This is a genomic window from Pontibacter sp. HSC-14F20 (assembly GCF_019599265.1).
Classification (GTDB): domain Bacteria; phylum Bacteroidota; class Bacteroidia; order Cytophagales; family Hymenobacteraceae; genus Pontibacter.
In genome coordinates this window covers 239,842-254,950 of sequence record NZ_JAHZTC010000001.1, presented here as the reverse complement: position 1 = coordinate 254,950, position 15,109 = coordinate 239,842, and the positions used below count along the sequence as shown (strand labels likewise).

The window sequence follows — 15,109 nt, the reverse complement described above, 5'->3', positions numbered from 1 at the left end:
CTGAATGTTCAGATTATAGCAAAAATTTAGTTCTGCAAATTATGAACTAATGAAACTAACTATTACCTTTGTATCGTTAATTCTTTAAAAGAAAGGTATAATATGACTCTTAGCGAACAACAGCTTAGCCTGATCGAGGAATTTGGCATTTATCAGGAGAACAACGGCTTTCAGCCTGCTGTGGCACGGGTAATGGGGCTGCTGCTTGTTTCTGACCGCGCGGAACTCACTTTTGATGATATTAGTGAAACACTAAACATCAGCAAAAGCGCTACCAGCAACGCCTTGAACATGCTGCTCAACACCGGGCACATCGAGTATACCACATTCCCGGGCGACCGTAAGCGCTACTTCCGCATCAAGTCATCTAACTGGCGTGACCTGTTTTCAAAGAAAATGGAAGATCTGAGCCACCTGAACGGATTACTGAAACGTGTAATGGAAGTCAGAAAGCGCGAAAACCCAATCTACGACACTAAGCTGAATGACTTCATCAGCTTCTTGGATTATATGAAAAACAAGTTGCCCGACCTGATTGATGAGTGGGAGATGACCCGGAAATAATTTTTTTATTCTTACAGTTCATTATTTTCAGAACTTACTAATTATATCTAAACACAATAAACTAAAAACGTGAAAATCAAATATTTAGTAGTCGGATTGGCCATGCTTTTCGTGAAGCCGGTTGTGGCGCAGGAAAAGCCCGATGTACAGACGCTGAGTCTGCAGGAGGCCATCACGTACGCGCTGGAGCATAACGAAGACATGCAAAAGGCTTCGTATGACCAACTGAGCGCCAAATACATGGTAAAAGAGGCCAAGAGCACTGGTTTGCCGCAGGTAAATGGCTTCGGTAACTTTAATATGTATCCGGCCATCCCGGTGCAGGTGATCCCGAACGTATTTGAGGGCAAGCCAGACGAGATGATCCCGGTGCAGTTCGGTACCAAATACAATGCTTCAGCAGGTATACAGCTGTCGCAATTGCTGTTTAACCAGTCTTATTTTGTAGGACTTAAGGCAGCCAAAAGCAGCGAGGACCTCTACCGCCTGCGCAAGGTCATGACCGAAGAAGAAGTAATGTACAACGTGAGCTCTTCTTATTTCCAGATTTTGCAGACAAAAGAGCAGTTCGAGATCATCAACGCTAACCTGGCCCGACTGGACCAATTAGGCAAGATCCTGCAGTTGCAGTACGAAAACGACCTGGCCCGAAAAGTGGACGTGAACCGCATCAAGGTAAACAAAACAAACCTCGAGACACAGCTACAAACGCTAACCAGCGCGCTTGACCAGCAAATGAACGTGCTGAAGTTCTTTATGGGTATGCCACTGGAAGAAGGTATAGCCCTGACAGACGCTACCATTACGCTCGATACAGGTGCTGCCGCATTTAACAGTAGCAAAGACCTGGTGCAGGGACAAACGCAACTGGAGTTACTCAACAAGCAGACCGAACTGACAGATTTGCAAATGCAGAACATCAAGTCCGGCTACTACCCTACCCTGTCTGCTACCGGAACCCTCCAGTACAATGCCATGCGCAAAGAGTTTAACTTCTTTGACTCTAGTCAGCCCTGGTTTAGTACTGGTATCGTCGGTTTGCAGCTCAACATCCCGATCTTTGATGGATTGAAAAAACATTCCCAGATCAAGCAGACCGAATATACCCTAAAGTCGCTGGAGGCGGATCGCCAGAAACTGACCAAGAACCTGGAAGTGGCGCTTGAGAACTCGATCAGCCAGCTGCAGAACAGCTCGTCGTCCATAGCGGCGCAGGAGCAGAATGTGGCCCTGGCCCAGGAGGTATACGACACCACGAATGACCTGTACAAAGAAGGCATCTCTCCGCTGACTGACCTACTGGAAGCTGAAGTGAGTCTGCGCGAAGCCAAAACAAATCTGAATAACGAAATGCTGAAGTACCAGCTGGCCCAACTTGGCTACCTGAAAGCTACCGGCGACCTAAACACATTAATTAAATAAGCATCACAAAGAACAAAATGAAAAAGCTGATTTATATCGTAGTCGTAATCGTGATTTTGGGCGCTATAGGCTTTAAGCTGATGAGCAACAAAGAGCAAATGGCTGCCAACGCTGCCGTAGCCTCCATCAAGAGCGATGCTATACCTGTCACCATTACCGAAGTAGCTTCCGCCAAACTCGACAAGTCTTTTACGGCGCAAGGCAACTTCGCTCCGATCCAGAGCCTAACGCTGCTATCTGAAACACAAGGTCAGATCAAAAGCGTGCTCAAGCGCAAAGGCGATAAAGTGAAAGCGGGCGAACTGCTGGTACAGGTAGAAAGCAACACCATGGCTGCCGACCTTGCTACAGCCCAAACCAATGCCGAAAAAGCCAAGCGTGACCTTGAGCGTTTCGAGAACCTGGCTGCAGGAGATGCCATCACCAAGCGTCAGCTGGAAGATGCCCGCCTGAATGCAAAAGCTACGGCAGGCCAATTGGTAGCTGCCCGTCAGCGCCTGACCAAAACACGTATCACAGCCCCTATCAGTGGCGAGATAAACGAAATCTATGTAGAAATAGGCTCATACCTGAATGCAGGCACGAAGCTGTACGACATTGTGAACGTGGACAAGCTGAAACTGAAAGTGAAAGCTTCTGAAAGCGAAGTACTGCTGATCAACAAAGGCGACAAAGTGAAAGTGAAAGCCGATGCAGGTTCAGGCCAGGAGTATGAAGGCGTGGTAACGGCTATTGCCGCCCAGGCTGACCCTACCCTGAAGTTTGATGTGGAAGTGGAAGTGAAAAATGCCGCTAACAACAACCTGCGTGCCGGTATGTATGGCACCGCTTTCTTCGACGTAGCCGACCAGCGTGACGCCATGCTGTTGCCACGTGAAGCGATAGTGGGTAGCATCCAGAACCCAATTGTGTATGTGGTGAAAGACGGACAGGCCAGCCAGCGCCCGGTACGTGTAGGCGTGGTAACGCAGGACCAGGTAGAAATTCTGGATGGTGTGAAGCCAGGCGAGCAGGTAGTTCGCAGCGGCCAGATCAACCTGCGTGAAGGCATGAAAGTTAACGTGCTGAAATAACAGAAAATCTTCTTTCTCAAGAATATTAAGAAATGAACATAACCAAAATATCCATACAGCGCTCAACCCTGGTGGTGGTGGTCTTCACGGTCCTCACACTGCTGGGTGTTGCGAGCTACATGTCGCTGAACTACGAGCTTCTTCCGAAGTTCAACCCACCGGTACTGACCATCTCTACCATTTATCCGGGTGCCTCTCCTAACGAGGTAGAGAACTCGGTGACCAAAGAGATCGAGGAGGCCTTATCGGCACTCGAGAACGTGAAGACAATGCGTAGTACTTCTCTGGAGAGTTTCTCTATTATTGTAGTGGAACTGAACCAGGGCACCAACGTGGACCTGGCCCTGCAGGATGCGCAGCGAAAGATCAACACCATTCTGGCCAATCTGCCGGATGATGCCGAGTCGCCCACGCTTAACAAGTTTGACCTCGACGACCTCCCGATCATCAAGATGGGTGCCACGGCCAATATGTCGCCAACCGAGTTCTATGACCTGATCGATAAAAAGATCAAGCCAGAGCTATCGCGCATACCAGGTATGGCTGCCATCAAAATTCTGGGTGGCCAGGAGCGCGAGATCAAAGTGAACATCGACGCCAACAAACTGGAGGCTTATAACCTCTCTATCCTGCAGGTACAGCAGAAGATCCGCAACTCCAACCTCGACTTCCCTACGGGTAAGATCAAGCAGGAAAGCGGACAAACCCAGATTCGTCTGGCTGGTAAGTTCGAGTCGCTGGACCAACTGCGAAGCCTAATCGTGCGTGAAGATGCGAACGGTATTGTGCGCCTGGGCGACGTAGCAGAAGTACAGGATACGCAGAAAGATATTGAAGTATTAACCCGCGTAAACAGCAACCCTTCCGTGGGTATCACGATTCAGAAGCAGTCAGATGCCAACGCTGTAGAGGTAAGCCGTCTGACAAAAGAAGCCTTGGCTGATCTGGAGCTCTCATACGCTGATGTAGGATTGAACTTCAACATCGCCAACGACTCCTCTGACTTTACACTGGAGGCAGCCGACTCGGTACTCCATGACTTGATGATTGCGGTGATCCTGGTGGCAGTTGTGATGTTGCTGTTCCTGCACTCGTTCCGAAATGCGGTGATCGTAATGATCTCTATACCTGCCTCCCTGGTGGCAACCTTTATTTTCATGTACCTGTTTGGTTATTCGCTTAACCTGATGTCGCTGCTGGCGCTTTCGCTTGTAGTAGGTATCCTGGTGGATGACGCCATTGTGGTAATTGAGAACATTCACCGCCACATGGAAATGGGCAAAAAGCCGGCACAAGCTGCTTACGACGGTATTCGTGAAATCATGGCGACTGTTACATCTATCACGCTCGTAATTTCGGTGGTGTTTATACCTATCGCCCTTTCTTCGGGTCTGGTATCAGACATTCTGCGTCAATTTGCCGTGGTAGTGGCCGTTTCAACGATGATCTCATTGTTCGTAGCCTTCACCCTGATTCCGCTATTGGCCAGCCGTTTCTCACGTTTAGAGCATATTTCTGATAAAAACATTTTCGGTCGCTTCATTCTGGCTTTTGAGCGCGTGCTGGACCGCATTATTGACGGCTTTACGTCAGCACTGCAGTGGGCTTTTAACCACAAGTTTATTACGCTGTCCGTAACCATAATCTTGCTGGTTGCTTCGTTTGCACTCGTGCCACTCGGCTTTATCGGTTCGGCCTTTATACCTGCCGGTGACCGTGGTGAAGTAAGCTTGCAGCTGGAGTTACCAAAGAACTCAACCGTAGAGCAGACCAACTTTGCAACACGCCAGGTAGAGCAATACCTGGAGTCTTTCCCGGAAGTATCGAAAGTGTTTACCACAGTTGGTACTACTTCTTCAGCACAGCAGGGTCAGAACACAGCTTATAAATCGGAAGTATCAGTGACGTTGATTGACGTGAAGGAGCGTACGTTCAGCACCGACCAGTTTAGCCGTCAGGCCAAAGCTGACATCGAGAGCAAACTTCCGAACGTGGAAGTGACACCGGTGCCGGTAGGTCTGGTTGGTAACTCACAAGCGCCAATCCAGCTGATTATTTCAGGTTCTAACCTGGACAGTGTGATGAATTTCTCGCAGCAGGTAATGCGCGTGGTAGAAGGTGTGTCTGGTACGGCCGACGTCGAGATGTCAGTGGAAGGTGGTAACCCGGAAATTGAAGTAGTTGTGGACCGTGATAAGATGGCCAACGTAGGCCTGTCGCTGGAGAACGTAGGTGCAAGCATGCAGCTGGCCTTTAGTGGTAACTCCGACGTGACATTCCGCTCCGGTACTGAAGACTATGACATCAACATCCGCCTCGACGAGTTTGACCGCCGCAGCGTGACAGATATTGCTAACCTGTCTTTTGTGAACAATACGGGCCAACTGGTGCGTCTGGGTCAGTTTGCTGATATCCGTCAGTCAACAGGTCCTTCGCAGCTGGAGCGCTACAACCGTGTAACTTCCGTGAACGTGAACTCGCAGGTAATCGGTCGTCCGTCTGGTTCGATCGGTGCAGAGATTCAGGAGAAACTCGCGGCAGTAGAAGCGCCAAAAGGTGTGAGCTACGAGTTTGGTGGCGACATGAAAAACCAGAGCGAAGGTTTTGGTACGCTGGGTATCGCCTTGCTGGCCTCTATCATCTTTGTATACCTGATCATGGTGGCCCTGTACGACTCTTATGTATACCCACTGGTAGTACTGTTCTCTATACCGCTGGCGATCATTGGTGCCTTACTGGCACTTGCGCTGGCACAACAGGCACTGAGTATCTTCTCGATCCTGGGTATCATTATGATGATTGGTCTGGTAGCGAAAAACGCGATTATGGTGGTTGACTTTACCAACAAGCTGAAAGATGAAGGCGTGGAGGTGAAAGCAGCCCTGACCGAAGCAGTTCGTATCCGTTTCCGTCCGATCCTGATGACGACGCTTGCGATGGTGATTGGTATGTTGCCGATCGCACTGGCAGGTGGCTCCGTGGCCGCGACCAAGAACGGTCTGGCCTGGGCTTTGATCGGTGGTCTGAGCTCATCTATGTTCCTGACTCTGATCGTGGTGCCGATCATCTACTACGGTTTTGACCGCATCCTGGCAAAGTTCGGCTGGGACAAGAAAACTGTGATCGTGCTGGAAGAGAAAATATTGGAAGAACTGGAGCACGAAACCAAAGCACTCGAAGAAAGGAAAATGGCGCACGAGTATGCGCACTAAGATCTAATTTAAAATCCTCTCTCCTCCTGCCAGAACTAAAGGCAGGAGGAGAACAGGAAACACTACCTTTTATTTTAAGCATATGGCAGATCCTAGAACTACCTTGTACAGTGAGGTACTTAATCTGGTAAGCAGATTAAAAACAATCGCCCCCCATAAACTTTCCGGTCCCAAAGGCCTTTGGGAAAATGGATTGGATATAGTTGATGTGGTAGATATTATACTGGCAGTAGAGAAGAGGTATAATGTCGTGATTCCGGACGAAGTACCGGTTTACTCAATAGATGACCTGGTTAATTACCTGCAGTTGAGCACTGCCAGATAAGCTCAAAATTTCCCATTTGATTTACGCCATGAAAAAAGGTGCTGAATATAGTTCAGCACCTTTTTTCATGGCGTAACAGTTCGCGGTCAGCGCCCGCGAACTGAAAACACAAACAGTATTGGTTGACCCTATACCTGATAGCGGTCATACTTTTGATAGCGGTCGTACTTTCGGTATTTCTGCTCCTCTTTGCCATACATGTAGTACAACAGGTAGCCTACTGCATAAATCGACAGTACTGTTAAGATGATAAATATCTCCATAACCTCATGCTTTTTTATCCGGATTGCCTTATATACGAAAGTTAATAGGTTCCGGCTAATAATCAATTATTTATAGAAAAAAGATGTAAAAAATATTTATTCACATTGTTTTAAGAGGCTTTTACGGTATAAACATCTACAATTAATAAGATTATTAGTAAATATATACTTTTATTTATTTAAAAACTCAACCTTTATAAAAAAACAAAGTTATTATATAAATATAAAACCCACATTTGTGCTACCTTTTTCCTTTCCACCCACCTGAATGACAGTCATACTTACACTACACTGGAATTGAAACGTTATGCAGCCGAGAACACAAGGAAAGCTATACCTTACAAGTCCCGCCTTTTCGCAGGGTGAGCGGATTCCGAACCGCTATACCTGTGATGGCGAGAACATCAGTCCACCGCTGGAAATCAGAAACCTGCCTAAGTATACAGAAAGTGTGGTGGTGATCATAGAGGATCCGGATGCGCCGCGGGGCATCTGGACACACTGGCTGGTCTGGAACATCCCTCCCACTAATCTGATCGATGAAGGCGTTGTGCCAGGTATACAGGGAACCAACGATTTTGGAAAACTGCATTACGGTGGCCCCTGCCCGCCCCAGGGTTTGCATCATTATTACTTCAGGGTATACGCGCTGGATGTGATGCTCAATATAAAAGAGGGTACCGGCCGGCAGGCCTTGCTCCGCGTAATGGGCCCGCATGTGCTAGCAATGGGCGAACTGATGGGCGTGTATAGCCGCTACAACGTGATGATGGCCTGATCAAAGCTTATATAGCTAATTTTTTGTAGAAGCTACGGGTGCCACTGCTTCATATGGTGGGCATGCGTATACAAATAGGCACCCGGCTGATAAAACTTATCATAAAAGTCCAGATCGAGGTGGTGAGCCTGTAAGTAAGGACAAATGAAGACCGAAGGCACCGTGCCGGGGAATTTACCGAAAGTATCGTACACGTATTGTGCCTGCAGTGCCACACACTCCCTGAAGTCTGCATCATGTACCTGGGCAGCGCTCCGTACATCAGCGGCATCTTTCCAGGGGCCGGGAGTTGCCGGATGAAAGGGGCCTCCCTTACCGAACTTTCTTTCACACACTGCTTCCACAGCAGCACGCATATCAGGATAATGCGGCGGACAGTAAGCTTCCATCACCCCTGCCAGTCCGGTCGGGTTGGGATAAGGCCAACGCTCATCTGTATCGTAGCGAAACCCCAGTCCTTCTGCACCTGCTACCCCACTCGCCCCCAGCACACTAAACGGATCGATGCCATCGTATAACCACCCGCCTAGCCCCATAGCCTGCAACATCAGCGAACCCGCGTAGCAGGAAGTCGATATTTCCACGGTAACCTCAGCCATGCACAATTGCTCTACATAAGTGATCGGCCAGGTACTATCCGGCTCTACCAGGGACTTGAAACGAGCTATACCTGGTATGGGGCGTTTGTTGATATCATCATACAGCACAAGGCCATTCTGCAACATATAACAGAGCGCTAACAGCACGTGCTGCGCCAGATCAGCCACCGGAATCACCAGCAGTGTGCCCGGCTTGTTACTTACCCAGGTATTGTGCGCCTCCACAAATGGAACTGCAGAGGGAAGCTTTAATCGGCCGTCCTGCAATTTGGTAATATGCTGCTGCATGGCCTGCACCACATCATCCAGCTCCAGTGAGCCATCTTCTTTGCGATCAGCAGAGGCGGGCGCATCGCGGTTGTTGACCACATACACGCCTGTATCGTCTGTAAAAAAGGTCATGGAGGTATGGAAGCCTGCTGCAGAAGGGAAAGTGCGCCCTCCTGCAGCGGCGGCATAATTAGACAGGTGTGGTACATACCGCTGCGCCCGGTAGATCATGTTGTGCCAACCCGTGTTGCCGGCACAAGCTGTTACGACAAGTAACTTCTCCAGCTCAGAAAGGGGCATGGGGGCATGTTCAGATTTGTAGGCAAAAACCCCATCCGGTATCTCAGCTCCTCTGAAGAATCGGCGGGACCGTCGGCCCAACAAAGCTTCTACCAATCCGAAATCCAACATTTCCTTAAAGCCCCTAGGTATAGCTTCCTGTGCCATGATCAAAGTATAATAAAAGACTGTCTTAAGTACTCCTCGCAACACTAGTTGTTTGGCTATTAAGTAATTGGTCGTGGTCTACAATGTATGATGGTTGCGGTAATAGAATATTAGTTTCATAGCATTTTCATGGTTTTGCTCTTTTTTGGAGAAGCAGGCCGTTTTTCTGTTCAGTCTTCTGTTTCTTGTTCTCAGGCACAGGTTGACCCCCTCGATGTTTTTGGTGTATGCTTTACCTATCATGTGCCTGTCTTTAGGCAGCACTTTGGTGAAAGCAGGCCAGTCGTCGGTGCAGAAATGGCCTATTCTAAGCTGCTCCAGCTGCCGGTAGAGCCTGCGGACCGTATGCTCGCTGCGATTGCCCCAGCTCCAGGCCAGCACCTCGTCTGTTTCGGGCGCGTAAGCGTAGAAGAGCCACCTTTTGCACTTCTTCCGTCTTTTGACAAAGGTCCACACCTCGTCTACCTGTACCGAGTCGTAGTGCCCTTGCCGGGGACTGACCTGCAGGCTGTCGGCCTTCTGGTTGAGCCACCGGAGCACGGTCTGCCGGTGCACGCCCGTTACCTCTTCAATGTCGCGGATGCCTGCGTTTCTGACAAGCATTTGCAGCACCAGGCGCTTTGCCTCGGGCCTGCAGCCCGCTTTCTGATACGTGTGCTGGAACTGCTTTCGGCAGTCCCGGCAGAGGAAGTTCTGCCTGCCCGTGCGCTTTACGCCATTTTTTACTACTTTCACACTGTGGCAGTAGGGGCAGTTTACTTGGATAGTTATCTCGCACATAACTTCCTGTAAACACCCTTGCTGCCATACTTATTCCCACATCATACATTGTAGACCTCAACCAAGTAATTACACCTTAGCCTCCACTAAATAATTGCAGTTTCAGGGCGCATGGGTTCTTAACAATAGAAGGGTGGCGCAGTTCAGCAAGGGCAGTGAACAAACAGGTATACGATTTCCAATAGTAAAAAATTCTATCCTTGTTAGCAATCCTGCGTAAAGTCAAACAATAAATACGACACCTATCGCATCAGCTAAACATATCGGAAAGACCATTGCCAAGGTAATACTATGGTTCCTTGCCATCGTAGTAGGTCTGCTATTGCTCATTATCATAGCCCTGCAGATCCCGAAAGTGCAAAATTTTGCTGCGCAGAAAGGAGCCTCATACCTGGCCGGCATGCTCGATACACGGGTAGAGATCGGGCGGTTTAAAACGGACTGGCGCAATGCCATTGTACTCGAAGATGTATACATGGAGGACCAGCAGCAGGATACGCTCTGGTATAGTCAGCGCCTCGGGTTGGACCTCAGTATATGGTCGCTCCTCAGTGGCGGCATCAATATCAGCAAAATAGACCTGCAGCAGGCTACCCTCAACCTGCACATCCGCCCTGACTCTACCTCCAACTTCGATTTTCTGACGGAGGCCTTCGCGACCGATACCACAACAGCCCAACCTGCCGACACAGCTGCAGCGATGCAGCTGGATCTGGGCTTGATCAACCTCGAAAACGTGTTTGTCAACTTCAACGACGAGGCGGGCGGCAACCACATCAGGGCAAGAGTGGGACAGCTGACCACCACCATGGAAGAACTGAACCTGGAAGAGGAAATTTACCGGCTGGATGAAATAAAGCTGCGCAATACAGGTATAAGCTATGTGCAGTCCAAACTGCCACCAGAAACCGAGCCTGAGCCAGTTACTTTTGACTTCGGGATGAGTGGCGTGGAAGTAGAGAATTTTGCGCTGAACTACGTCAGTATACCTGCAGACCAACGCATCGAGTTGAAGCTGGGGAACTCAGAACTAATCGTAGATGATATTGACCTGCCGAATGCCCGCATCGACCTGCGCAGCTTCGATCTGCACAATTCCAAAGTACTCTATGTGCAGGAGAAAATGAAACCGACCGACTCGCTGGCTGTGAACCCGGCTGAAACTGTGCGTAAGCTGGACGAATCGGTAGAAAAGACACAGGGTCAGCCGGTGAAGTGGGTCGTAAACCTGGGTAAGCTCAACGTCAGCGGACTGGAAGCAGGTATGGACAACGCCGACGCGGCGCAACAGGCTCGCGGAATGGACTACAACCACTTGCGCTTTACCAACATCGAGATGGATGCTGAAGATGTGAGGTATAGCCTGAACCAGATGGGCATGCAACTCAACCAACTCAAACTTGAGGAGCAGAGCGGCTTCCGCGTGAACAATTTTCAATCTGACATCACACTCGACTCTACGCACGCCCGGTTGGCCAACCTCGACCTGCAAACGGGCAACAGCCGCATCAGCAAAGACCTGGCCCTGCGCTATACCTCCTGGGCTGATTTGACTGATAACCTGGACGCCGTGCAGCTGGACCTTGACATCGACAACAGCCGCATTGGCATGAAGGACGCTCTGTATTTTGCACCTGACCTTGCTGACAATCCTTCGTTCCGGAAAATCGCTAACTCCACCCTTCGCCTCGACGGGCGTGCGCAGGGTAGGCTCGACAACATTAATATACTGCAGCTGCAGGTGGCAGGTTTGCAGGGTACTGCCGTGAACGTGAGCGGTAATGTGCGCAACGCCATGGACCCTGACCGTTTGGCCATGAACCTCAACCTCAACCGTGTGGCTACGACCCGCACCGACATACTGGCACTGGCTCCTCCCGGTACTATACCTCCGGAAATCAGGATCCCGAATAACCTGAGCATGACAGGCAAGTATAGCGGCACCCTCACCAACTTCGATCTGAATGCAGCGATCAAAAGCTCCTTTGGCACACTGAACGCTGTGGTTGACATGGACGAGGGACCAGCTGGCGCTGAGCCGTTCAAGGCGATAGTCAGAACATCAGGCTTTGATCTGAAGCAGCTTTTTACGGAAGACTATGGCGTAGGCCGGGTCGCTTTTGAAGCAACAGCCCAGGGCACAGGCCTCAGTCCCGAAACCATGCGCGCAAATGTAAAGGCCCGCATTAAGGAAGCCAATTACAACAACTACGCTTACAACAATGTGGACGTAGTCGCCCGCATCGACCGCAACTTATACCTTGTGTCAGCCAAGGCCCGCGACGAAAACCTGAACTTCGACCTCAAAGGCGACTTCAACATGCGCAATGCCGAGCGGGGTGAATATGTGTTTGACCTGGACCTGAAAGGCGTAGATCTGAAAGCACTCAATTTTTATGAAGAGGACCTGGGAGTGAGAGGTCAGCTGCGCGGTCGTTTTGCCGGTAAGGATGCCAGTGATATCAGCGGTACTTTGGAAGGCGATGATGTACGGGTGCGCCTGCAAGGCGTCTCCTACCCGATCGACTCGCTGCAGCTTACGCTGACCCAGAAAATGCCCGGCACAGCCATCGCACTCAACTCCAGCATACTCGATGCCGATATGCGTTTTGCCAACGACCTGGGAGAATTACCAACAGCGCTGGCCAAACACTTCTCCGCCTATTTCGACCTGCAACCCGATCCGCCTTTCCCGGCTAATCTCAACCTGGGTGACTTTGATGTGACAATGCAGGTGCGCCGTCCGGATATCATCGCCTCTTTTGTACCGGATTTGGGAGAACTGCAGGTAAATGGTCCGATCACGGCTTCTTACAATGGCGAAACGCAGGAGTTTGCCATGGATGCAAACATAGGTAAGATGACTTATACTGAGTATAACATCCAGGATGTGGCGCTGCAGGTACGCGGAAACCGGGAGCAAATGGCTTACAATCTGGGCGTGCGTGAGATTCGCTCTCCTTCCCTGTTGCTCAACAATGTGAGTATGAACGGAGCAGCCCGCGACAATGATTTGTCGTTGCGACTGGCTATGGCTGATACTGACAGCGTGGAGCAGTTTGTGATAGGTGGTATGCTCAATAGTCTGGGACCTGGATACCGCTTTGCTTTCAATCCGGAGCAACTCGTCATCAACGGGGAGCCCTGGTCGGTACCACAGGACAATTATCTGCAATTCGACACCAATCTGCTTTATGCACAAAATATCCGGCTGGAGCGCAACGGCAATTACCTGCTTCTTAACAGCACCGGCCCTGTGAGCCCGAATGCACCGCTGCAAGTGGAGTTTGGCAACTTTGAGATCGGTTATATCATGGAGTCATTTCAGCAGCAGGATAGCGTGATGACAGGAGTGCTGAACGGAACGGCTACTTTGACGGACCTGCTGGCAGGTAACCCGGCTTTTACCGCCGACCTCACCTTATCAGACTTTGCCTACACAGGTATACCGATTGGCGACATCGCCCTGAAAGCAAACACAGCAGGCGCCAACCGTTACAACCTGAACCTGGCGCTTACCGGCAATGGCAACGAAGTGCTGGTGAATGGTACGTATGCAATGCAGGCTGAAACGAGCCTGCTCAACCTCGATGCCAACATTGCCAACCTGAACCTGGCCTCGTTTGGCGGCTTTACCCAAGGCATGGTAGACGACCTGGCTGGCAACGCCAATGGCAAACTGCGCATCACGGGCACTCTTGCACAGCCCGCCATCCGGGGTGGACTGGATTTCAACCAGGCGCAGTTTAACCTGACAATGCTCAACTCACTCTATACCTTGCAAAACGAACGCATGGAGTTCACGGAGCAGGGCATCAGCATGCGAGACTTCACACTCACCGACTCGCTGGGCAATACACTCGACATCAACGGCAACATCCTGACCCAGAACTACACCGACTATACCTTCGACCTGCGCGCCCGAACAGAACGCTTCCTGGCCATGAACTCAACCGCCAACGACAACGACCTGTTTTACGGCACCGTGCAGATGGCCATGAAAGCCAACATAACGGGCAGTATGCTGGAACCGAATATCGAGGTATTTGTAACAGTGCTGGACGGTTCCACCTTTACCACCGTTATACCTGCCGATAATGTGGCAGCCGCTGAGCGAGATGGGGTAGTGGAATATGTCACGCTCAACGATTCGCTCAACGCCATACTTGCAAGAGTAGTGGAGGAAAGCACGTCAGCTGGTTTTGTGGGTGCTAATGTCGATGCGCAGATTAATGTGACCGATGCCACCACCGTAACTATTGTGATAGACCCGACCACGGGCGATAACCTGGTCGTGCGCGGTAGTGCTTCGCCACTTTTTATCGGCATCACGCCAAGCGGACAGATCAGCATGAGTGGCCGCTACGTGATCACGGAAGGCAGGTATAGCATGGACTTTTATGATCTGGTGTCACGGCAACTCGACATCGCTAAAGGCAGTTACATCAACTGGACCGGCGACCCGATGCAGGCCAACATGCAGATTTCAGCTATTTACAGTCTTCAGGCAGCCCCTATGGAACTGGTGGTTGACCAGGTTGATATGGAACAGGCTGCGCTGAACCGCTACCGTACCCAATTGCCTTTCGAGGTGTTTGTGAACCTGAATGGCGAATTGCTCAAGCCGGAGATCGGATTTGATATTCAGCTGGAAGAGCAACGTCGCGGCGCATTGGATGGCACTGTAGAGAGCCGCCTGGCTGCGCTGCGCCAAGATGATTCCGAGCTCAACAAGCAGGTGTTCTCTTTGCTGGTACTGGGTCGTTTTCTGGCACAGGATCCTTTGTCTAGCTCAGGTGGTGGCGGACTGGGATCTACGGCACGCAACAGTTTAAGCCAGGTGATGACAGACCAGCTTAATCAGCTGACCAATCGTTATGCCGGCGGTCTCGGACTGGAATTAGGCGTGAGTTCCTATGAAGATTACTCCTCCGGCTCAGCCCAAGGACGCACCGACCTGAACGTGGCCATGCGCCAGCAGTTTCTGGATGATCGCCTGACCGTGCGTGTCGGTACCGATATTGGGCTGGAAGGACAGAACGAACAGCAGCGCAACATGAGCGGTTTTGGAGGAGACGTATCGGTAGAGTACTCATTAACAAAAGACGGCAGACTGCGTGTGCGCGGCTTCCAGCGCAACCAGTACGAGGGCTTCCTGGAAGGTGACGTGCGGGCCACCGGCCTTGCCCTGATTTTTGTGCGCGACTATGACAATTTCTCTGACCTGTTCCGCAGTCTGGAAAGTCGGGAGGCCCGCAAAGAAGCGCGACGCTTGGAGGAAGCCATCAAGTTTAATCAGAAAGAAAAGCGTAAGGAAGAGCAGGAAGCTGAAGAAAAAGTAGAAGAAGTCGTAAAAGAAGAACAAGAATAAGTCCC

At 50.5% G+C, this 15,109-nt stretch carries 10 protein-coding genes; 7 read left to right on the top strand and 3 right to left on the bottom strand.

Annotation, left to right across the window (positions count from 1 at the left end; all coding sequences use genetic code 11):
* The first annotated feature begins 102 nt into the window (after positions 1-102).
* From K3G39_RS01135 to K3G39_RS01115, 5 genes are all read left to right on the top strand, one after another.
* Positions 103-564, top strand: coding sequence for a GbsR/MarR family transcriptional regulator (locus tag K3G39_RS01135; protein WP_220624320.1), 462 nt, complete (start codon positions 103-105; stop codon positions 562-564).
* A 69-nt stretch (positions 565-633) separates the two neighbouring features.
* A complete protein-coding gene (locus K3G39_RS01130) occupies positions 634-1,986 on the top strand; it encodes a TolC family protein (RefSeq protein ID WP_370627170.1) in 1,353 nt (450 codons plus the stop codon).
* Between the two features lie 17 nt (positions 1,987-2,003).
* Positions 2,004-3,059: an efflux RND transporter periplasmic adaptor subunit gene (locus tag K3G39_RS01125; protein WP_220624319.1), complete on the top strand. Its 1,056-nt coding sequence runs from the start codon at positions 2,004-2,006 to the stop codon at positions 3,057-3,059.
* A gap of 32 nt (positions 3,060-3,091) precedes the next feature.
* The gene (locus tag K3G39_RS01120; RefSeq protein ID WP_220624318.1) at positions 3,092-6,271 is read left to right on the top strand and encodes an efflux RND transporter permease subunit; all 3,180 of its coding nucleotides are present in this window, start codon (positions 3,092-3,094) and stop codon (positions 6,269-6,271) included.
* An 82-nt stretch (positions 6,272-6,353) separates the two neighbouring features.
* The gene (locus K3G39_RS01115; protein ID WP_220624317.1) at positions 6,354-6,596 is read left to right on the top strand and encodes an acyl carrier protein; all 243 of its coding nucleotides are present in this window, start codon (positions 6,354-6,356) and stop codon (positions 6,594-6,596) included.
* 128 nt (positions 6,597-6,724) lie between these two features.
* Here the strand turns inward: K3G39_RS01115 and K3G39_RS20695 are convergent, their stop codons facing one another.
* Positions 6,725-6,859, bottom strand: coding sequence for a hypothetical protein (locus K3G39_RS20695; protein ID WP_255593713.1), 135 nt, complete (start codon positions 6,857-6,859; stop codon positions 6,725-6,727).
* 307 nt (positions 6,860-7,166) lie between these two features.
* Here K3G39_RS20695 and K3G39_RS01110 point away from each other — a divergent pair, with 307 nt between their 5' ends.
* Positions 7,167-7,637 carry a YbhB/YbcL family Raf kinase inhibitor-like protein gene (locus tag K3G39_RS01110; RefSeq protein WP_220624316.1) on the top strand — a complete coding sequence of 157 codons (471 nt, stop codon included), beginning with the start codon at positions 7,167-7,169 and terminating at the stop codon, positions 7,635-7,637.
* A 32-nt stretch (positions 7,638-7,669) separates the two neighbouring features.
* Here the strand turns inward: K3G39_RS01110 and K3G39_RS01105 are convergent, their stop codons facing one another.
* Positions 7,670-8,953, bottom strand: a complete 1,284-nt coding sequence (locus K3G39_RS01105; protein WP_255593712.1) for a hypothetical protein — start codon at positions 8,951-8,953, stop codon at positions 7,670-7,672.
* A gap of 78 nt (positions 8,954-9,031) precedes the next feature.
* Positions 9,032-9,733 (bottom strand): IS1 family transposase, encoded by a 702-nt coding sequence (locus K3G39_RS01100; protein WP_255593711.1) that lies wholly within the window; start codon positions 9,731-9,733, stop codon positions 9,032-9,034.
* A 229-nt stretch (positions 9,734-9,962) separates the two neighbouring features.
* Between K3G39_RS01100 and K3G39_RS21110 the strand changes: the two genes are divergently transcribed.
* On the top strand, positions 9,963-15,104 hold the full coding sequence (locus K3G39_RS21110; protein ID WP_370627177.1) for a translocation/assembly module TamB domain-containing protein: 5,142 nt from the start codon (positions 9,963-9,965) through the stop codon (positions 15,102-15,104).
* Positions 15,105-15,109 lie beyond the last annotated feature (5 nt).

Coding starts and splice junctions, on each gene's coding strand:
- K3G39_RS01115 (WP_220624317.1), top strand. CDS start 6,354: ATGGCAGATCCTAGAACTACCTTGTACAGTGAGGTACTTAATCTGGTA.
- K3G39_RS01110 (WP_220624316.1), top strand. CDS start 7,167: ATGCAGCCGAGAACACAAGGAAAGCTATACCTTACAAGTCCCGCCTTT.
- K3G39_RS01120 (WP_220624318.1), top strand. CDS start 3,092: ATGAACATAACCAAAATATCCATACAGCGCTCAACCCTGGTGGTGGTG.
- K3G39_RS01105 (WP_255593712.1), bottom strand. CDS start 8,953: ATGGCACAGGAAGCTATACCTAGGGGCTTTAAGGAAATGTTGGATTTC.
- K3G39_RS01100 (WP_255593711.1), bottom strand. CDS start 9,733: ATGTGCGAGATAACTATCCAAGTAAACTGCCCCTACTGCCACAGTGTG.
- K3G39_RS20695 (WP_255593713.1), bottom strand. CDS start 6,859: ATGGAGATATTTATCATCTTAACAGTACTGTCGATTTATGCAGTAGGC.
- K3G39_RS01135 (WP_220624320.1), top strand. CDS start 103: ATGACTCTTAGCGAACAACAGCTTAGCCTGATCGAGGAATTTGGCATT.
- K3G39_RS01125 (WP_220624319.1), top strand. CDS start 2,004: ATGAAAAAGCTGATTTATATCGTAGTCGTAATCGTGATTTTGGGCGCT.